Raw genomic sequence first — 20638 nt, 5'->3', positions numbered from 1 at the left:
GTTAATAAATAATCTTTATGGTCAAATTTACAATATTGTCCTTAATTTTCTCTTAATAAACTATTAAGATTCCCTATTTTGGTATAAAAATTATCTCTTTTGCAAAATTCAGCCTTTAAAATATATAACGCTTCTGCCGGTAGTGGTAAGACATTTACACTCGCTAAAGCCTATTTAAAAATACTAATTCAGTCTAATAGCTATGATCAATTCAAGTCTATTTTAGCAATCACTTTTACTAATAAAGCGGTTGGTGAGATGAAGGAAAGGATTGTAGACATGCTTAAAGTTTTTTCTAAAGAAGAAAGTTTAACGGATCCTAACCCAATGTTTCAGGCTATTTGTGAGGAATTAAAAATTCAACCCGAAGCCCTTCAAACTAAATCAAAGAATGTTCTAAAACATATTATTCATAATTATGGTGCGTTCGATATTTCTACCATTGATGGTTTTACACATCGTGTTATTAGAACTTTTGCGCACGATTTAAAGTTACCTATGAATTTTGAAGTTGAACTAGATCAAGGTCGACTTTTAAATGAGGCAGTAGATAGTCTTATCGCTAAAGCGGGAAGTGATAAAGGATTGACTAAAATATTGGTCGATTTTGCCATTGAAAAAGCAGACGATGATAAGAGTTGGGATATCAGTTATGACTTTAATAATATTTCAAAATTATTAGTTAATGAGAATGACCTTTTTGGAATACAGACGCTGAAAGAAAAAACACTTGATGATTTTAAGACCTTAAAACAAGAATTGTCTAAAGAGGTCATTCAACTTGAAGAAAGTTTAATTGCTACAGCAGATAAAGCTTTAACTTTAATTGACGAGAGTGGTTTACAATACAATGATTTTAGTGGAAGTTATCTTCCTAAATATTTTAAAAAAATAAGCTCAAAACAGTTTGCTGTTACATTTGAAGCTGCTTGGCAGAATACTTTGGTTGAAGGTAATGTTTTGTATCCTAAGCGTGTTAAAGACGATATAGCATCTGTTATAGATAGTATTCAACCTCAATTAGCCGAAGCTTTTTTAGATATAAAAGCATCTATTTTTAATGTAAAACTGAAAAAAGGGTTTTATAGAAATATCACGCCACTATCAGTTTTAAATGCCATAAAGAATGAATTAGATGCATTAAAAGCGGATCAGAATAAAATGTTGATTTCAGAATTTAATACCATTATTAGTAATGAAATTAAAAATCAGCCAACACCTTTTATTTATGAGCGTTTAGGAGAAAAATTCAAACATTATTTTATTGATGAGTTTCAGGATACGTCTAATATGCAATGGGAAAATTTAGTTCCGTTGTTAGAAAATGCACTTTCTGGAGCTAAAGGAACATCCATGTTAGTTGGTGATGCCAAACAGGCTATTTACAGATGGCGTGGTGGTGAAGCAGAACAGTTTATAAAACTATATAATAAGATTGATAATCCGTTTCAGCTCGAAGCGGAAGTCTTAGCTTTAGAAACCAATTACAGAAGTGCCAAGGCTGTTATTGAATTTAATAACACATTTTTTGAGTTTTTAAGTGAACATACTTTTAGTGAAGCTGCGTATGCTGATCTGTATAAAAAGGCAAAACAAAACACACATAATACATCAGAAGGTTTTGTGAATCTTAATTTTTTAGATCCTGAAAAAGATGATGATATACACCAAATGTATGCCGCAGAAGTTTTAGAAACGATAAAGAACTGTCAAGAAAAGGGGTATCCACTTCGTGATATTTGTGTTTTGGTCCGTAAAAGAAAAGAAGGTGTTGCTATTGCTAATTATTTAAACGAAAATGGCATTAATATTACGTCATCTGAAACGTTACTTATAAAAAACTCGGATAAGGTTAATTTTATTAATTCGTTTTTAAAATTATTAATTCAACCCAATAATGATGGTCTTAAAATTAAGGTGCTTTCATTTTTAGCAGATCGTGATCAAATTGAAGATAAACATCAGTTTTTTGTTAATTATCTAAAAGATAATTTAGATGAGATGTTATTGGGATTAGCCGAATTGAATATATATATAGATAAAAATCAATGTCTTCAGTTGCCTTTATACGATCTTGTAGAGCATTGTATAAGAGCATTCAATCTAAATGAAGCATCAGATGCATACCTTCAGTTTTATTTAGATATTGTGTTAGAGTTTACTCAAAAACGAAATTCTGATGTTACTGATTTTGTCAATTATTTTGAAACAAATGAAGAAAAGCTCAGTGTTGTAACACCTGAAAACAGGAATGCCGTACAGATTATGACTATTCATAAATCTAAAGGTTTAGAGTTTCCGATAGTAATATTCCCTTATGCAGATCTTAATATTTATAGAGAAATAGAACCTAAAGTTTGGTTTCCTGTAAAAGCTGAAGACTATAATGGATTTAATACGCTTCTACTTAATTACACTAAAGAAGTAGAGAATTATGGTGAAACCGGAGAGCTCATTTACAAAACACACAATGCGCAATTAGAATTAGATAGTATTAACCTAATGTATGTAGTTTTAACAAGAGCCGTTGAGCAGTTGTATATTATCACTAAGAAAGATATTAATGCAAAAGGTGTCGTTAATAAGGATACGTATGCGGGTATGTTTGTTAATTTCCTGATTAAAGAAAATAAATGGACAGACAGCCAGCTTAATTATAGTTTTGGGACTATGGTTCCGAATCAAAAAGTGGTTGAGGTTGAAACTCCTGTAGAGCAATTTAAAATGATTTCAGTTCCTAAAGAAGTTCACAATTTAAATATTGTTACTAAATCGGGATTATTATGGGATACCGAGCAAGAAGCTGCTATAGAACGTGGTAATTTAGTTCACCTTATTTTATCAAAAATTAAAACAATAGAAGATATTGATTCAGCCTTTAATGAGTTATTGATTTCTGGAGATATTACGACTAAAAACACAGATGAATTAAGAACGTTAGTCTTAAGTGTTATGGAACATGTTGAGTTAAGTAAATATTTTCAGAATGATTTTCAGATCTATAACGAACGCGATATTATTCCATTATCGGGTAAGATTTTAAGACCCGATCGTTTAAATATTAATTCTAATAATGAAGTGACTATTATTGATTATAAAACCGGAGAGCAAAAATCCTTTCATGCAGCACAGCTTAATGATTACGAGTCGGTTTTAAATGAGATGAATTTAAAAGTAACACATAAAATATTGGTTTATTTAAATGATACTATTGAAGTTATTGAAGTCTAAATTTTCATAGTATCTTTGATCGCGTTAAACAAAAAATTAAAACATGTACGGAGATATAAAGAATCATTTACAACAAGAAATAGAATCTATAAAGGAAGCTGGTCTTTTTAAGGAAGAGCGTATTATTACCTCACCACAAGGTGCCGAAATAACCTTAAATACAGGACAAAAAGTTTTAAACTTTTGTGCTAATAATTACTTAGGTTTATCTTCTCATCCCGATGTTATACAAGCAGCAAAAGACGCTATGGATACACATGGTTTTGGGATGTCTTCAGTACGTTTTATTTGTGGAACTCAAGATATTCATAAAGAACTAGAACAAAAAATAGCTGATTTTTATGGTACAGAAGATACCATATTATATGCAGCGGCTTTTGATGCCAATGGTGGTGTTTTTGAGCCTTTATTAACAAAGGAAGATGCTATTATATCAGATTCTCTAAATCACGCCTCAATTATTGATGGAGTAAGATTGTGTAAAGCGGCCAGATATCGTTATCAAAATAGTGATATGGCTGATTTAGAAACACAATTAATAGAAGCAAATGCAAACGGAGCTCGTTATAAAATTATAGTAACGGATGGTGTGTTTTCTATGGATGGTTTAGTTGCGCCTTTAGATAAAATTTGTGATTTAGCAGATAAGTACGATGCCATGGTTATGATTGACGAATGCCATGCAACAGGTTTTATAGGTGAAACAGGAATTGGTACTTTAGAAGAAAAAGGAGTACTTGGTAGAATTGATATTATTACAGGAACTTTAGGTAAGGCATTAGGTGGTGCTATGGGAGGTTATACGACTGCAAAAAAAGAAATTGTAGAACTTCTTCGTCAACGTTCTAGACCTTATTTATTTTCAAACTCTTTAGCACCTGCAATTGTTGGTGCATCTATTAAGGTGTTTGATATGCTTAAAAATGACACGACACTTAGAGATAAAGTAGATTGGAATGCTAAATACTTTAAAAAAGGAATGAAAGAGGCTGGTTTTGATATTGTAGATGGAGATTCTGCAATTGTCCCAGTAATGTTATACGATGCTAAATTGTCTCAAAATATGGCAAATATGCTTTTAGAAGAAGGTGTTTATGTTATCGGTTTCTTTTACCCTGTTGTGCCTAGAGATAAAGCAAGAATTAGAGTGCAACTATCTGCTGCTCATGATAAAGAGCAACTAGATAAAACAATAAATGCATTCATAAAAGTTGGCAAAGAATTAAAAGTTATCTAGAATGATTAAAATCTTAGCTCAAACGCTTTGAAATCGCGTTTAATGGCATAAATTTTATATCTTTGTCTTTGTTAATAAATTTTAACATCTTATTTTTGCATTAATTAACACTTAAAATTAAAATTAATTAAAATATGAAAAATCTTAGCAGATTATTTTTTGTCGCAGTGCTTATAGCGAGCTTTAGCACATCAAATGCACAAGACAAGAACAATCCATGGGCTGTTGCTTTTGGAGCCAATGCAGTTGACTTTTATCCAGTAGGAGAAGAAGCACCACAAGGAGACTATTTTGATCAATACTTTCAAGTAGGTGATCACTGGAACATTATTCCTTCTATCTCAACACTTTCTGTATCTAGATACCTTAGTGATGGCTTTACAGTTACAGCAAAAGGATCTATAAACACAATTGATAAATTTGGAGATAGCTCTGTAGATGATTTAACATATTACGGTTTAGACGGTAATGTATCTTATAGCTTTATGGATCTTCTTAACTCAAAAACTATTGAGCCTTATTTAGGAGTTGGTGGTGGTTACACTTGGGTTGATGAAATCGGAGCTGGTACTTTAAACGGAACTTTAGGTTTTAAATTTTGGTTCTCAGAAAAATTAGGTGTAGATATTCAATCTGCATATAAGCATTCTTTTGAAGATTATTTACCTTCACATTTCCAACATTCAGTTGGTGTTATATTTAAATTTGGTGGTACTGATACTGATGGTGATGGTATTTACGATCAAGATGATGCTTGTCCAGAAGAAGCTGGTTTAGAGATCTTCAACGGTTGTCCAGATTCTGATAACGATGGTATCCAAGATTCTAAAGATGATTGTCCTTACACTGCAGGTTTACCAGAATTTAATGGTTGTCCTGATACTGATGGTGACGGTGTAGTTGATAAAGATGATAAGTGTCCAGAAGTTGCTGGTCTTAAAACTTTAGCTGGTTGTCCAGATGCTGATAGTGACGGTGTTGCTGATGCTGATGATAAATGTCCAGATACTGCAGGTCCTGCTGCAAATAACGGATGTCCTTGGCCTGATACTGACGGTGATGGTGTTTTAGATAAAGATGATAAATGTCCAAACGAAGCTGGTACTGTGGCAAACAATGGTTGTCCTGAAATTGCACCAACTGAAGAAGTAATGGATACTTTAAATGAATATTCAAGATCTATCTTGTTTAACTCAGGTAGAGCTACTTTCCAAAAGCAAACTAACCAAGTATTACAGTCAATGGTAGCGATCTTTAAAGAATACCCAAAAGCTTCTTTCTCATTAGAAGGTCATACTGATAGTGATGGTTCTAAATCTAGTAACCAAGCTTTATCTGAAAGACGTGCAAATGCAGTAAGAGATTACTTAATTGCTAATGGTATTAGTGCTGATAGATTAACTGCTGCTGGTTTTGGAGAGACTACTCCTATCGCTAGTAACAGTACAAGTGCTGGTAAAAAAGAAAACAGACGTGTAGAGGTGAAGTTGAAAAGCTAATCACATCTAAAATATATTAAAAAAACGCTCCGTAATCCGGGGCGTTTTTTATTTTTATAGAATGATAAGTTTTATAAAATCAGTACTCATTGATCTTCAAAATAAAAATGTTAATTTTCAAGAGTTAACATTTGTACTTCCAAGTAAAAGAGCGGGTGTGTTTCTTAAGCATCACCTTTCTTCTTTATTAGATCAACCTATTTTTACACCTCAAATAATCAGTAGCGAAGAGTTTGTAGAGGAGTTATCCGGATTACAAAATCTACCTAACACCGATTTATTATTTCGATTCTACGAAACCTATAAAGCCTTAACAAAGGAAGAGGAGCAAGAGCCTTTTGAATCTTTTTCAAAATGGGCACAAATCTTATTACAAGATTTTAATGAGATAGATCGTTATCTTATTCCGCAAGATCATATATTCGATTATTTAAATGCTATAAAAGAGCTTGATCATTGGTCTTTAGAAAGTAATAGTACCGATTTGGTTACAAATTATTTAAAGTTCTGGAAATCTCTTAAAAATTACTATGCTTCATATACCGAAAACCTTTTAGCGTCAAAGCAAGGTTATCAAGGTTTAATCTATAGAAAAGCTGTAGATAATTTAGAACCTTATATGGAGGATTGTAGTGGAAAAAACCATGTGTTTTTAGGGTTTAATGCTTTAAACTCTGCTGAGTCTAAAATTATTCAAGGTTTATTAAAAAATGATTTAGCTCACATTTACTGGGATATTGATAAAGCCTTTATTGATGATAATGTGCACGATGCTGGTTGGTTTACAAGACAACATAGAGCGCACTGGGATTATTTTAAAACAAAACCCTTTAATTGGGTTACGGAAACTTATAGTACACCTAAAAATATTCAAGCTATTGGTATTCCTAAACTTGTTGGTCAGGCTAAATATATCGGTCAATTATTAACAGATTTAACGCAAAAAGAAACTAAGTTATCAAGTATAGCAGTTGTTTTGGGTGAAGAGCATTTATTGCTTCCTGTATTAAACTCAATACCAAGTACCATAAGTAAGCTTAATGTAACAATGGGGTTACCATTACAGTTTGTGCCTTTAGCATCTGTTTTTGAGCAGTTATTTGTGCTTCATAAAAACAACCCAAAAGAGTTTTATTACAAAGATGTTGTTAGTGTATTGTCTCACCCTTCTATTTACCCGTTGTTTGAAACCGAATCTGGTAATGTATCTGTGAATTTAGTTGCTCACATTACTAAAAATAATTTGGTTTATATGGGCTTGAGCGATCTTAAGAAGCTTGTTACAGAGCATATAGATCTTATAGAATTCTTATTTCAATCTTGGCAAGACAAGCCGTTAATAGCGCTCAAAAACTGTTCTACACTTATTTCTAGAATGAAAACAAATTTAGATGGAGATAAAAAAAATCACAGTTTAGAATTAGAATACCTCTATCGTTTTAATACGTTATTTAATCAACTTTCAGAATTAAATACAGCCTATAAATACCTTAATTCGGTGTCGGCATTGCAAACGATTTATAAAGAATTACTAAGTTCTGAAACCTTAGATTTTAAAGGCGAACCGTTAGAAGGACTTCAGATTATGGGAATGTTAGAATCGCGAGTTTTAGATTTTGATACCGTAATAATAAGTTCAGTAAATGAAGGTATTTTACCTTCCGGAAAAACAAATAATTCGTTTATTCCGTTCGATGTAAAAATTGAAAGGGGCCTACCAACCTTCAAAGAAAAGGACGCCGTTTATACCTATCACTTTTATAGACTTTTACAACGTGCAAAAAATGTCTATATTTTATATAATACAGAAATTGATGCTTTAAAAGGAGGAGAGAAGAGTAGATTTTTAACGCAATTAGAGATTGAAGGTCAGCACGAAATAGTGAATAGTGTTATTGCTCCCGAAGTACCTATAATTGAACAAAAATTACAAGAGATTGTAAAGTCTGATGCTGTTATTGAACAGTTAAAAGTATTTTCGGCTAAAGGATTTTCACCTTCATCACTATCTAATTATATTAGAAATCCAATGGACTTTTATTTTGAAAAAGTTTTAGGAATTAAAGAATTTGATGATGTTGAAGAAAACATTGCGGCCAATACTTTAGGTTCTGTAATTCACAATTCACTTGAAGATTTTTACAAACCATTAGAAGGTGAATTGTTAACTTTAGAGCACCTTAAAACTTTTAAAGAACAAATTAAAATCACCGTTACAAAGCATTTTAAAGATTTATATAAAGACGGCGATTTTACAAAAGGAAAAAATTTAATCATTTTTGAAATTGCGCAACGTTATATTTCTAATTTTTTAAACCTTGAGCGCGATAGCTTAAAAGCGGGTAATGAAATAAAAATAATTGCGATTGAATCTGATGAGTCCATTAATATTGAAATAGACGGCTTAGATTTTCCTATTCGTTTAAAAGGTAAAGTAGATAGAGTAGATCAGTTTAATGGCGTTATTAGGGTTGTAGATTACAAATCGGGCAAGGTAGAACAGAATAAATTAGAGATTGTTGATTGGGAAGATTTGACTACGGATTATACGAAGTATAGTAAGTCTTTTCAGATTTTGTGTTATGCTTATATGATGCGTCAAAATAAACGTGTAGAATTACCTATTGAAGCCGGGATTATTTCATTTAAAAACTTAAACGGAGGGTTCTTAAAATTCGGTAAAAAAGAATCTTCGGGCTCAAGAAAAAAAGATCAATTAATTACTAATGAAACTTTAGATGATTTTGAAGTTGAACTTAAAAAATTAATAACTGAAATCTGTAGCCCAGAGCTCAATTTTATTGAAAAAGACTTAACGAAATGAAAATAGATAAAAACATACTTCTAACAAGAGAAGGAAAAAAGTCAATTCTTATTGATACGTTTTATTCTGAAGAAAAAATCAATCAGCCTATTGTAATTTTCTGTCACGGTTATAAAGGTTTTAAAGATTGGGGCGCTTGGAATTTAATGGCAAAACATATTGCAGATGAAGGATTTTGTTTTATAAAATTCAATTTTTCACACAATGGAGGTACTGTTAATGACCCTATAGATTTCCCGGATTTGGAAGCCTTTGGAAATAATAATTACACTAAAGAACTCGAAGATTTAAACGATGTGATTGATTGGTCACAAGAGCATTTCAAAAATAATTCAGCTATAAATACAACTGAAATAAGTTTAATTGGTCACAGTCGTGGTGGCGGTATTGCAATAATAAAAGCATCAGAAGATTCTAGAATTACCAAGCTTATAACTTTAGCTAGCGTAAGTAATTTTGAAAACAGATTTGGTTCTGAAACAGAAATTGAAAATTGGAAAGAAAAAGGTGTTAAGTATGTAAAAAACGGTAGAACAAAACAAGAAATGCCACACTATGTTCAGTTTTTAGAAGATTTTGAAGCCAATAAAGAAAGGCTTCATATAGAATCTGCAACTAAAAGTTTAGAGCTTCCTGTTTTAATAATTCATGGAGATAAAGATACCTCTGTAAACATTGATGAAGCTTACAATATTTACGAATGGAGTAAAAACAGTCAATTAGAAATTGTAGAAAATGCAGGCCATGTCTTTAATACAAAACATCCATGGGAAAAAGATATTCTTTCGGTAGAGCTAAATCACGTTTCTGAAACTATAAGTAAGTTTCTAAAATAGATTGAGGAGAATTATGCGACGCTTAAGTTGTTGTCAAAACAATATTTTATTTTTTCGAAAAGTAAATCTCTTTTAACAGGTTTAGTCATGTAATCATTCATGCCGATATCTAAAACACGTTGTCTTGTTTCTTCCATAGCATCGGCAGTTACGGCTATTATAGGAATGTTTACAATTGAAGAACCTAGTTCTCCACTTCTAATAAACCTAGTGGCCTCGTAGCCATCCATTACAGGCATTTGTAGATCCATTAAGATTAAGTCATAGACATCATTTTTTAGTGCCTTTAAAGCTTCTCTACCATTTTCTACCACAGAGAAACTAACACTCGTAAAGCTGCCTAGTAGTTTACGCATCACTAATTGATTTAGTTTATTGTCTTCAACAACTAAAATATGTAACGGTTTTTCGAATATTACAGTACTTTTATTATCAATCGGTGCGCTTTCATTTTTTAATTTCTTAAGCGGTATTTTAATAAAAACATCTGTTCCTTTATCAATTTTGCTTTCAATTTTAATGGAGCCATTATAGAGTTCAATTAAATGTTTAGCAATGGTTAAGCCAAGTCCCATACCTCCAAATTGCCTTTTGTGGTTGAGTTGCATTTGATTAAAACTAACAAATACATTGTCTTTGCTAATATCACTCATGCCAACTCCAGAATCTGATATTTGAAAGCAGAAACTAGATATATCATTAGGCTGTGGTAAGCATTTTAGTTTTAGAATTACTTGACCACTTTTTGTGAATTTAACAGCATTGGCTAATACATTATTTATAATTTGAACGAATCTGTCAGAGTCGCCTACAACTTTTGTTGGGATTTCAGAATCCATTTCAAAGGTATATTTAAGTCCTTTTTTATTCGCTTCTGTTTTCCAATTATTACTAATTTGATTTAATACAATTGAAGGATTAAACTCTTCCTTTCTTAGTTTTAGTTCTTTCTTTTCAATTTTTTCAAAATCTAAAACATCATTCACGTTACTTAATAAGCTTATGGAAGCATTTTTAATTATTTGATATTTTTTTCTACTTTCTAAATCGTTATCTGCATTTGCTAATTCTATATCTACCATTCCCATTATGGCATTAATCGGTGTGCGTAGTTCATGACTTATATTAGACATAAAGTAACTCTTAATCTCACTAATTTCTTCAGATTTTTTTAATGCTAGTTCTTGCGAATGTTCATTCTCTAATCTTAGTTTTCTTATTAGGTTTGTCATAGAAAGTGAAAGAAAAACAACTTCTATTCCTGTCCCGAATTTAGAACTGTTTTGAGTGTAGAAATTTGTAGGAATTAGTCCTAAGTTATTCATTACAAAACCTGTTAAACCAATAACTAAAAATAAAATTCCTAAAGAAAAGAAAGGATCTACATAAACACGTTTAAATCGCATTTTAAAAACAGTAGTTACAATTAATATAAGACTTAATAAGCCGTTTAAATTGCTTAATGGGTAAGCTATTTCTAATGTTTTAGAATTGATAAATAACATTATTAACAAAGTACATATAACACCGTAAATAATATTATAGCCAATTTTAAAGTGTTTTAAATTTGTATTTACTTTTAAATAATACTCACAATATTTTAGTAAAAACAGATTGGAAAATAGTGCAGTAATTAAAACAACTCGGCTATTTAAATAACCCCCATTAGGTAAAATGTATTGATATATAAAGCCGTCTAAAGACATTTGCATTAAGGCAATCGAAAAAGCATACAAGGAATAATATAGAAATGTTTTATTACTTAAGCTGGTGTAAAAAAACAAATAGATTAAACTCGTTAATAATAAAACGCCATAAAACAGACCTAAAAATAATTGTTGTGTGTAATTTTTATTTATAAAAGAGCCTTCATCGTATAAATTAAGTGGCAGATTTAAGGTTTCACCATCACTAGATAGATTAATATAAAAGAGTTGTTCGCTTTTTGCTTTTAATTTTATTTTAAAAACATTTTCTCTGTGATTAACCTCTTTTTGATTAAAGGAGATTTGATCTCCGTTTTTATAAACTTTAATTTCGGGTTCAATACTGTATAAGTCAACAATATCTGTTATAGGCCTGGCAGTTACTAAATAATAAGTTTTATCGGTGTTTAGGGTGTTTTTTAATCGAAATCTAACCCAGTAGTTATTGGTTGTAAAACCAAGATCATGATTCTCTGATTCTAAATCAGAATATTTTAAATCAGAGTTTTGTATAATATCTTCAATAGAATATTTAGCGTTTTCGGTATTTGTGTATTCTGAGTATTCGAATAATTTGCCAAAAGATTGTTCTGGATTAAAAGCAGGTTTTTGAGCATACAAAGAGCATGCTAAAAAGTAGATAATTAGTAAGGTAGGCTTCATGTTAGGGGCATTAAACGGTTGCTAACTTACGTAAAAAATGTTAATAAAGTTTTTTTATTAAGAAAAAAAGCATAGTAATAAGTATGCTTTAGTGGAGAAGATGGGATTCGAACCCAGGACCTCTTGACTGCCAGTCAAGCACTCTAGCCAACTGAGTTACATCCCCATTACAGTTGTAAATATATACTTATTTTTGTTCACTTTTTAAAACTAAATTCTAAGTTAAATTAATGAGCTATAAAATTGAAAAAGCAATAATAGATGATGTTCAATCACTCTTGGTTATTACCAAAGCCTGTGCTGAAACAATGATATCTAAAGGTATTTATCAATGGAATGAACATTATCCAAATACGACTGCTTTTGCTAAAGATGTTGAGAGAGAGGAGCTTTATGTTTTAAAAATTAAAGATAATATTATTGGTTGTATTGTAATTTCAAAGCAAATGGATGTAGAATACATTCCTGTAAAATGGTTAACTAATAATGTTAACAGCCTTTATATTCATCGCCTAGCTATTCATCCAAAATATCAAGGATTAGGTTATGCACAAAAACTAATGGATTTCGCAGAGCAATTTGCTCTAAAAAATAATTATACTTCAATTCGGTTAGATACCTTCTCTCAAAACAAAAGAAACCAAAAGTTTTACGAACTTCGCGGATATAAAAAATTAGAGGATATTTATTTTCCAAAGCAAAGTAAATTTCCTTTTCATTGTTACGAATTAGTTCTGTGAGCACACAAATAACTTTAAAACAAATAAATAAACTCGCTATTCCAGCATTAATATCTGGAGTGTCCGAGCCTATTCTGTCTTTAACCGATGCCGCTATTATAGGTAATATGGATTATGAAGCCACAACATCCTTGGCAGCTGTTGGTATTGTTGGGACGTTTTTTTCGATGCTTATTTGGGTTTTAGGTCAAACCCGAAGTGCTATTTCTTCTATAGTGTCTCAATATGTTGGTGCAGATCGTTTAGATGCTGTAAAGAATTTACCGGCTCAAGCCATTTTTATAATTACCGCGTTAAGCTTGGTTATTATTGGTGTTACTTATCCTTTTGCTGCACAGATTTTTAAACTTTACAATGCTTCTGGAGAGATCTTAAATTATAGTGTAGAGTATTATCAAATCCGTGTTTTTGGTTTTCCGTTTACGCTATTTACTATCGCTGTTTTTGGAACTTTTAGAGGGTTGCAAAACACCTATTATCCCATGCTTATTGCGATAGTCGGAGCGGCTTCAAACATTGTTTTAGATTTTACTTTTGTTTATGGTATTGAAGGCTTTATTCCTGCAATGCATATAAAAGGTGCGGCTTATGCAAGTGTATTAGCTCAAGTTATTATGGCATTACTTTCTGCATTTTATCTCCTTAAAAAAACAGATATTCCTTTATTAATAAAACTGCCTTTTAATGTTGAAATGAAGCGCTTTGTTGTAATGATAGCGCATTTATTTATTAGAACATTAGCTCTAAACTTAGCTTTATATCTAGCAACGAGTTTTGCTACTAAATATGGAGAAAACTACATTGCAGCTTACACTATTGGGATTAATTTATGGTTTTTAGGCGCCTTTCTTATCGATGGTTATGCTAGTGCAGGTAATATTTTATCTGGTAAATTGTATGGTGCTAAAGATTATAAGAATTTAATTGAGTTGAGTAATAAACTTATTAAATACGGTATTCTAGTCGGTTTGATAATTAGTGTAATAGGTGCGATTTTCTATTACCCAATAGGGCGTATTTTCAGTAATGATGAAGACGTACTCAACCAGTTTTATAATGTTTTTTGGATCATTTTAGCGATGCAACCCTTGTGTGCATTGGCTTTTATTTTCGATGGAGTTTTTAAAGGCTTAGGTAGAATGAAATATCTTAGAAACGTTTTACTATTTTCTACATTGGTTGTTTTTGTACCTATTATATTTTGGACTGATAGTTTAGATTACAAACTTTACGGCATTTTTATTGCTTTTACATTTTGGATGATAGCGCGTGGTTTACCATTGATAATAAAATTCCGTAAAACATTTAAATCACTTGCTGAAAACGCTTAAATTTGATTTATAAATGAATCACTTTAAATGAATCTATTAATTGCATTATTTCAAGATCTAAACATAGACGAAAAGCTAAAAGAAGCACCCGATGATTATTATAGTATCGGTATTCTAATAGGTAATTTGGTGCCTTTTCTAGTGTTGGTAGCTATTGCCTATATCATTTATAGATATAATAAAAACAGATATAAAGAAGAATAAAATGGATGTACTTAGTTTTTTAGGTGGAAATGGCCTATTCCTTATATTAGGATTAGCACTTGTAATTATATATTTCTACAACAAATACAAAAAACGCTAATACAAATTTACCGTGTTTTTAACCAACCTGTAATACTCAATCTTTGTGTATTTACGGGTTTTACTTCGTGCTCTAATTCCTGACTTTCAAAAATGACAACTTTACCAGGAAAAGGGTAGATTACTTTATTCTCTCCATCTAAATAAAGTACCAATTCACCACCGTTTTCAGGTTTCCAGTCTTCACTATTTAAATAACATACGAAAGATAATTTACGCCTATCATCATTCTGAAACGTATCTAAATGACGTTTGTAGTAGGTGTCTTTTGGGTAAATAGCGTAATGAAATTCCTTCTGATTTATTCCTAAAAAACAAGTACGGTTTAGGTAATCTTTTAAATCGTTAATTTTATTGAAGAATAATTTCTCTGCCGTATTAATAATATTCTCATTTATCCAAAGAATAATATCACCACGGACTGCTTTTTTTATGAATTTATGGGTTTTATTTCCAATAGCTGCTTTTTTAAACGCATCTTCTTCATACTTTAAAAGCAACGAGTGTCTTAAGGCAATAACTTCATCTTCTGAAAAGAAATCATCAACAATACTATATTTTTGTGATGAAATGTCTGAAATAATACGCTCATAAAGCGGGTTTTCAACAAACGGAATAGCTTCAAAAAGACTACTCAACGTGACTTTTGTAAGAATTTAATCTTTTCATATTATCTTAATAAAATTAAAAAAAGTGAGCAAATGTAATCTAAAAAGCCATTCCTTTTACATTTATAATATCTTTGCATCCTAATTAAAAATAGCATGAGTAAAATACGCATTACAAAACAGTTTTCTTTTGAAGCAGGTCACGCATTATATGGTTACGACGGGAAGTGTAAAAATGTACATGGCCATAGTTACCAACTTTATGTAACCGTAATAGGAACGCCAATTTCTAATACCACAAACGTAAAATACGGAATGGTGATTGATTTTGGGGATTTAAAGAAAATTGTAAAGGAAGAAATTGTAGATGTTTTTGACCATGCTACTGTTTTTAATAAAAATACACCACATGTTGAGTTAGCTAGAGAATTACAAATTAGAGATCATAACGTGTTGTTGGTAGATTATCAGCCAACAAGTGAAATGATGGTGATTGATTTTGCTGAAAAAATAAAACAACGTTTACCCAAAACTATAAAATTACATTCATTAAGGCTTTCAGAAACTACATCGTCTTTTGCAGAATGGTACGCATCAGATAATGAATAAATCCACTCATATTACTTTAGCTGAAGGAAAGAAAATTTACTTCGCATCTGACAATCATTTAGGCGCACCAACTAGTGACGCTTCCAAACCACGTGAGAAAAAATTTGTGGCTTGGTTAGATGAAATTAAACACGATGCGGCAGCCATTTTTCTGTTAGGTGATTTATTCGATTTTTGGTTCGAGTATAAAACCGTTGTCCCAAAAGGATTTACAAGAACGCTTGGTAAGCTTGCCGAAATTAGTGATTCCGGAATTCCGATTCACTATTTTGTGGGGAATCACGACTTGTGGATGCATGGTTATTTTGAAGAAGAACTCGGTATTCCTGTATATCATAAACCTAAAGAATTCATGTTTAATGATACTTCTGTTTTTATTGGTCATGGCGATGGTTTAGGACCAAATGATAAAGGTTACAAACGCATGAAAAAAGTGTTTACCAATCCTGTTTTTAAATGGTTATTTAAATGGATGCACCCAGATATTGGATTGCGTATTGGGCAATATCTATCGGTGAAAAATAAAATGATTTCTGGTGATGATGATGCTACTTTTTTAGGTGAAGAAAATGAATGGTTAGCCGTTTATTGTAAACGTAAATTAGAAGATAAACATAGAGACTATTTTGTATTTGGGCATAGACACTTGCCTTTAGAAATTGATTTGAATGAAAAGTCTAAGTACGTTAACCTGGGCGATTGGATACAATATTATACTTACGGTGTTTTTGATGGTGAAAATTTTGATTTGAAGAAATACTAAGCGATTTCTTCTTCTTTTTCATGTGCTTCAATATCTTTAGTTAAATCAAGATTTCGTAACGTTTTATTTTTAATACCAATGGTGGTTACTGTAATTAGAGTCATGGTGCCACCAAATATAACAGCAACTACTGGTCCCATTATTTTAGCTGCCAATCCGCTTTCAAACGCCCCAAGTTCGTTAGAAGATCCTACAAACATAGAATTTACCGAAGCTACACGCCCTCGCATATGATCGGGTGTTTTTAGTTGTAAAATGGTTTGTCTAATCACCATAGATACACCGTCTGCAACGCCAGATAAAAATAAAGCAACAATACTTACCCAGAAAATTTTAGACATACCAAAGGCTATAATACAAAGTCCAAACCCAAAAATAGAAATCAACAGTTTCTTACCTGCATTTTTGGTTACAGGTAAATAGGTGGTGATAAACATGGTAAGAATACTTCCTATGGATATAGAGGCATTTAAAACCCCAAAACCTTTAGAGCCCACATGTAAAATATCTTGAGAAAATACAGAAAGTAAAGCAACCGTTCCACCAAATAAAACGGCAACCATATCTAAAGATAAAGCACCTAAAATAGATTTATCACTATATACAAATCGCAATCCTACTTTTAAACTTTCCTTTACTGATTCGCCAATATTTGGATTTAAAATAGGCTTTTTCTTAATTTGAAATGTAATAATTAAAGACAAGGTCACCATTACAAAAACAATACATAACGTATAGTCAACACCAATCCAATCTATAGAAAATCCTGCAAAAAGAGCACCTAAAACACTTGCAGCTTTCCAAGTGCTACTGCTCCAAGTAGCTGCATTAGGATATACTTTTTTAGGTACAATAAGTGCAATTAAAGAAAATATGGTCGGTCCAAAAAACGAACGTAAAAACCCACCAAAAAAGACTAAGGCATAGATGCAATATAAAACGGTTGTTGTTTCCCAATGTCCTACCGCTTGCTCCCAAGTTAATAGAAATAAACCTAAGCTAATTAAAGAAAATGCTGCAATGCATAAGGCTAGCAAATTTCGTTTCTCACTTTGGTCTACAATATGGCCAGCAAATAGCGCCATTGTAAATGCAGGTATAATTTCCATTAAACCTATTAATCCTAAATAGAGAGGGTCTTTGGTTAAAGTATAAACTTCCCATTCTATGACAATAAATTGCATAGACCAACCAAAGATTAATAAAAAGCGTAAGAGCAAAAAGGTATTAAATTCTCTAATCCTTAATGCTGCGTATGGATCGTTTTTTGCCAATGTAATTAAGAGTTGCCAGACCTATCAGATCTGAAATTTATGTCATACAAATGTAGAATAAAGCTTTGATATTTTTTTAGCTTTGAATTAACTTAAAAGTAACACGTCTGTTTTGTAGCCTACCTTCTTCCGTTTCATTGCTTGAAATAGCTTGGGTACTTCCAAAACCAAAGGATTTAATTTTAGTTACACTTAGACCTTGTAAAATTAAATAACCTTCAGCAGCTTTTGCACGTTGTTCGGATAATTCTTGGTTTCTGGTTTCTAATCCAACATTATCGGTATGACCATAGATTTCAACTTTTAATTTAGGATGAGCTTTTAAATGTTTATAAAGTTGATTTAATTCTTCTTTTGAAACCGTTAATAATTCAGCTTTATCAAATTCGAATAGCACATTTTTAAAGGTGTAAACTTCGTTGACTTTAAGGTTTGGTTGTTCAACAGTTTCTGTTGTTTCCGTTAGTATTTCTTTTTCTAATGGCTCTATAGAAATATCATCGATGTAGTAATAAGAAAACGATTCGTAATCCGTTTGTCTTGCTTTACTTTTTTTAGTGTCGGAATTATTATTAAAATTCCCAATAGCAAAATAGTTTTCAAAGCCTTGAGCCGTATAGGTAAATGAAACCTCTACCCATTCTTTATCATTATCATAGAATTCTTTATTAAAGGTAGAACGTAACGTTAATCTTGGATGACGCTTAGCAATATGTTTTGCATAAATATTTATGTTGGCTTTAAAGTTCGCTTTCGTGGAAGTAAACATAATACCAAATTCCTTTAGTGCATATCTTGAATTCTCTGCTAAACTGATATAAAACTTAACTTGATATTTCTTTCCTCTTTCTAATTTAGATGTTAATGAGCCCTGAATGTATTCTCTATAATCTTTTTTGAAATAAGTATAGATTCCAGCATAACCTTTTCCTGTTCTCGCCTCTTGATAACCATTAAAATTTTGAAATCCTATAGCTTCACTGCAGTTGTTGAAGTAGTCCGTTGTTCCAGTGCTAGGAATTGTCCAATTTTTTACATTTCTATCAAAAAAACCTATTGCCAATGGGCAGTCAAAGAAGTCTTCAAAACTCGGATTTAAAACTAAGTTTTGACTTGTTGAAATAAGACTACAAAAAATGAATGCGAATAGCGTTATTTGTTTCATGTTTTATCAACGAAAATATGAAGAGGTATATTTTATAACTACAAGGTTTTAAAAATATTCATTATGCTTTTATATCCTTCAACTTTAATTGTAAACTTACAGTACCATTCCAATGGTTTTCATCAATAGCATAAGCAGCACTAAATAGTTTTTTATCTCTAATGATATCTATTTTATCACCTAAACCAAAACCAATACACACAATCTTATTACTTCGACTTTGCTCAGCACAGGCGTTTAAAGATTGCGTTGCTGTCAGTCTAATATGTTTATCATCTTCCCCTACGCATTTCCCCCAACCTGTATCTTTTAAGTTTTGCGACATAAAAGTTGGCGACATATTTCCGGGGCCAAAAGGGGCGAATTGCTTTAGAATTCGCATTAATTTATCATCGATTTCCCCGAGTTCAATATCTAAATCTATTTTTAACTCTTCCATTAATAATTTAGGATCAATGGTTTCTTTTACCACACTTTCAAACTTGGCTTTAAAAGCATCATAATTTTCTGGTAGCAAGGTTAAACCTGCCGCATATTTATGACCACCAAATTGTTCAATATGTTCCGAACAAGCTTCGAGTGCATTATACACATCAAATCCTTTTACAGAACGTGCCGAAGCGGCTAATTTATCACCACTTTTTGTAAAGACTAAAGTGGGTCTATAATACGTTTCTATTAAACGTGAAGCCACAATCCCAATAACACCTTTGTGCCAAGATTCATCATAAACAACGGTTGTAAAGCCTTCTTGTTCTTTGTTGTCTTCAATTTGAATTAAAGCTTCTTCGGTAATACGTTTATCAGTTTCTCTTCGGTCAGAATTATAATCTTCAATTTCCAAAGCATAAGTTTCTGCAAGATTAAAATCGGTTTCAGATAATAGTCTAACCGCATAATTACCATGTTTCATTCGTCCTGCCGCATTAATACGTGGTGCGATGGTAAATACAACGTCTGTAATGGTAAGAATATCTTTTTTAACCAGGTTGATAATAGCTTTCATTCCTGGTCTAGGATTGGTGTTAATAACCTGTAATCCTAAATAGGCTAAAGCTCTATTTTCATCTACAATAGGTACAATATCTGCTCCGACAGCAGTAGCGACCAAATCGAGATACTCGGTTAAATCTTCAGCAGTTTGTCCTTGGTTTGCAGCTAAAGCGGTAATCAGTTTAAAGCCCACACCACAACCACATAATTCTTTAAATGGATATTCGCAATCTTCCCGTTTTGGGTCTAAAACGGCAACAGCATCCGGAATTTCAGCTCCTGGTCTATGGTGATCACAAATTATAAAATCAATCCCTTTTTCATTCGCATAGACTATTTTATCAATGGCTTTAATTCCACAATCGAGTGCTATAATTAAGGAAAACCCATTATCGTCTGCAAAGTCAATTCCTTTATACGATACGCCGTAACCTTCGTCATAGCGGTCTGGAATATAAGTTGCAATACTATCTATTCGTGTTTTTAAATAGGTAGACATTAAGGCTACAGATGTTGTTCCGTCTACATCATAATCGCCATAAACCATCACGTTCTCACCTGCTGTTATGGCGCGTTCAATACGTGCAACAGCTTTATCCATATCTTTCATTAAGTAAGGATCGTGAAGGTCTTCAAAACTTGGTCTAAAGAATTTTTTAGCTGCATCGTAAGTATCAATATCTCGTTGTAATAATAAGGTTGCAACGGTATCATCTACTTTAAGTGCTGCTTTTAGTTCTTCAACTTTTGAAGCTTGTGGTTTTGGTTTTAATGTCCAACGCATATGTAGCTAAAATAAATTGATGTTTAATGTCTGGTCGAGCGCAGTAGAGACCTAATGTTAATAGGTTCATAA

The 20638-nt window shown here is 31.9% G+C and carries 15 protein-coding genes and 1 tRNA gene; 10 read left to right on the top strand and 6 right to left on the bottom strand.

Features of this window, described 5'->3' with window-relative positions; translation table 11 throughout:
* Nucleotides 1-99 precede the first annotated feature (99 nt).
* The 5 genes from HSX10_RS07195 (at nucleotide 100) to HSX10_RS07175 (ending at nucleotide 9627) form a co-directional block, all read left to right on the top strand.
* Nucleotides 100-3231, top strand: coding sequence for a UvrD-helicase domain-containing protein (locus tag HSX10_RS07195; protein WP_173587536.1), 3132 nt, complete (start codon nucleotides 100-102; stop codon nucleotides 3229-3231).
* Between the two features lie 43 nt (nucleotides 3232-3274).
* Complete coding sequence (kbl, locus tag HSX10_RS07190; protein ID WP_173587535.1) at nucleotides 3275-4468, top strand: glycine C-acetyltransferase; 1194 nt, start codon at nucleotides 3275-3277, stop codon at nucleotides 4466-4468.
* A gap of 134 nt (nucleotides 4469-4602) precedes the next feature.
* The gene (locus HSX10_RS07185) at nucleotides 4603-5967 is read left to right on the top strand and encodes an OmpA family protein (protein WP_173587534.1); all 1365 of its coding nucleotides are present in this window, start codon (nucleotides 4603-4605) and stop codon (nucleotides 5965-5967) included.
* 61 nt (nucleotides 5968-6028) lie between these two features.
* Entirely contained in the window at nucleotides 6029-8791 is a 2763-nt protein-coding gene (locus tag HSX10_RS07180; protein WP_173587533.1) for a PD-(D/E)XK nuclease family protein, read from the top strand.
* Nucleotides 8788-9627, top strand: a complete 840-nt coding sequence (locus HSX10_RS07175; protein WP_173587532.1) for an alpha/beta hydrolase family protein — start codon at nucleotides 8788-8790, stop codon at nucleotides 9625-9627. Before HSX10_RS07180 ends, HSX10_RS07175 begins: the two co-directional genes overlap by 4 nt.
* Before the next feature lie 11 nt (nucleotides 9628-9638).
* On the opposite strand, the gene HSX10_RS07170 is transcribed toward HSX10_RS07175, so the two are convergent.
* Nucleotides 9639-11996 carry a hybrid sensor histidine kinase/response regulator gene (locus HSX10_RS07170; RefSeq protein ID WP_173587531.1) on the bottom strand — a complete coding sequence of 786 codons (2358 nt, stop codon included), beginning with the start codon at nucleotides 11994-11996 and terminating at the stop codon, nucleotides 9639-9641.
* Nucleotides 11997-12088: 92 nt separating this feature from the next.
* Nucleotides 12089-12162: transfer RNA gene (locus HSX10_RS07165), tRNA-Ala, on the bottom strand.
* Between the two features lie 64 nt (nucleotides 12163-12226).
* Here HSX10_RS07165 and HSX10_RS07160 point away from each other — a divergent pair.
* From HSX10_RS07160 to HSX10_RS07150, 3 genes are read left to right on the top strand one after another with little or no spacing between them, the layout of a single operon-like run.
* Entirely contained in the window at nucleotides 12227-12736 is a 510-nt protein-coding gene (locus tag HSX10_RS07160; protein WP_173587530.1) for a GNAT family N-acetyltransferase, read from the top strand.
* Nucleotides 12733-14067 (top strand): MATE family efflux transporter, encoded by a 1335-nt coding sequence (locus HSX10_RS07155; protein WP_173587529.1) that lies wholly within the window; start codon nucleotides 12733-12735, stop codon nucleotides 14065-14067. Before HSX10_RS07160 ends, HSX10_RS07155 begins: the two co-directional genes overlap by 4 nt.
* A gap of 27 nt (nucleotides 14068-14094) precedes the next feature.
* Complete coding sequence (locus HSX10_RS07150) at nucleotides 14095-14271, top strand: hypothetical protein (RefSeq protein ID WP_173587528.1); 177 nt, start codon at nucleotides 14095-14097, stop codon at nucleotides 14269-14271.
* 107 nt (nucleotides 14272-14378) lie between these two features.
* Here the strand turns inward: HSX10_RS07150 and HSX10_RS07145 are convergent, their stop codons facing one another.
* Nucleotides 14379-15008, bottom strand: a complete 630-nt coding sequence (locus HSX10_RS07145; RefSeq protein WP_173587527.1) for a 2OG-Fe(II) oxygenase — start codon at nucleotides 15006-15008, stop codon at nucleotides 14379-14381.
* Between the two features lie 126 nt (nucleotides 15009-15134).
* Between HSX10_RS07145 and HSX10_RS07140 the strand changes: the two genes are divergently transcribed.
* Both HSX10_RS07140 and HSX10_RS07135 read left to right on the top strand, forming a co-directional pair.
* Complete coding sequence (locus tag HSX10_RS07140) at nucleotides 15135-15587, top strand: 6-pyruvoyl trahydropterin synthase family protein (RefSeq protein WP_173587526.1); 453 nt, start codon at nucleotides 15135-15137, stop codon at nucleotides 15585-15587.
* Entirely contained in the window at nucleotides 15580-16350 is a 771-nt protein-coding gene (locus tag HSX10_RS07135; protein WP_217363245.1) for a UDP-2,3-diacylglucosamine diphosphatase, read from the top strand. The genes HSX10_RS07140 and HSX10_RS07135 overlap by 8 nt, the downstream gene beginning before the upstream one ends.
* Here HSX10_RS07135 and HSX10_RS07130 read toward each other — a convergent pair.
* The 3 genes from HSX10_RS07130 to recJ all read right to left on the bottom strand — a co-directional run bounded on the left by HSX10_RS07130 (nucleotide 16347) and on the right by recJ (nucleotide 20566).
* Nucleotides 16347-17624, bottom strand: coding sequence for an MFS transporter (locus tag HSX10_RS07130; RefSeq protein WP_173587525.1), 1278 nt, complete (start codon nucleotides 17622-17624; stop codon nucleotides 16347-16349). The two genes, HSX10_RS07135 and HSX10_RS07130, sit on opposite strands and share 4 nt — an antisense overlap.
* Before the next feature lie 76 nt (nucleotides 17625-17700).
* Nucleotides 17701-18789, bottom strand: a complete 1089-nt coding sequence (locus tag HSX10_RS07125) for an OmpA family protein (RefSeq protein WP_173587524.1) — start codon at nucleotides 18787-18789, stop codon at nucleotides 17701-17703.
* A 61-nt stretch (nucleotides 18790-18850) separates the two neighbouring features.
* Nucleotides 18851-20566, bottom strand: coding sequence for a single-stranded-DNA-specific exonuclease RecJ (gene recJ, locus HSX10_RS07120; RefSeq protein WP_173587523.1), 1716 nt, complete (start codon nucleotides 20564-20566; stop codon nucleotides 18851-18853).
* Between the last annotated feature and the right edge of the window lie 72 nt (nucleotides 20567-20638).

Source organism: Winogradskyella undariae, assembly GCF_013285155.1.
Taxonomy (GTDB): Bacteria; Bacteroidota; Bacteroidia; order Flavobacteriales; family Flavobacteriaceae; genus Winogradskyella; species Winogradskyella undariae.
The sequence above is the reverse complement of the archived record's forward strand: the minus strand, read 5'-3'. Positions and strand labels throughout refer to the sequence as shown.

Coding starts and splice junctions, on each gene's coding strand:
- HSX10_RS07170 (WP_173587531.1), bottom strand. CDS start 11,996: ATGAAGCCTACCTTACTAATTATCTACTTTTTAGCATGCTCTTTGTAT.
- HSX10_RS07150 (WP_173587528.1), top strand. CDS start 14,095: ATGAATCTATTAATTGCATTATTTCAAGATCTAAACATAGACGAAAAG.
- HSX10_RS07185 (WP_173587534.1), top strand. CDS start 4,603: ATGAAAAATCTTAGCAGATTATTTTTTGTCGCAGTGCTTATAGCGAGC.
- HSX10_RS07180 (WP_173587533.1), top strand. CDS start 6,029: ATGATAAGTTTTATAAAATCAGTACTCATTGATCTTCAAAATAAAAAT.
- HSX10_RS07140 (WP_173587526.1), top strand. CDS start 15,135: ATGAGTAAAATACGCATTACAAAACAGTTTTCTTTTGAAGCAGGTCAC.
- HSX10_RS07135 (WP_217363245.1), top strand. CDS start 15,580: ATGAATAAATCCACTCATATTACTTTAGCTGAAGGAAAGAAAATTTAC.
- HSX10_RS07160 (WP_173587530.1), top strand. CDS start 12,227: ATGAGCTATAAAATTGAAAAAGCAATAATAGATGATGTTCAATCACTC.
- kbl (WP_173587535.1), top strand. CDS start 3,275: ATGTACGGAGATATAAAGAATCATTTACAACAAGAAATAGAATCTATA.
- HSX10_RS07125 (WP_173587524.1), bottom strand. CDS start 18,789: ATGAAACAAATAACGCTATTCGCATTCATTTTTTGTAGTCTTATTTCA.
- recJ (WP_173587523.1), bottom strand. CDS start 20,566: ATGCGTTGGACATTAAAACCAAAACCACAAGCTTCAAAAGTTGAAGAA.
- HSX10_RS07175 (WP_173587532.1), top strand. CDS start 8,788: ATGAAAATAGATAAAAACATACTTCTAACAAGAGAAGGAAAAAAGTCA.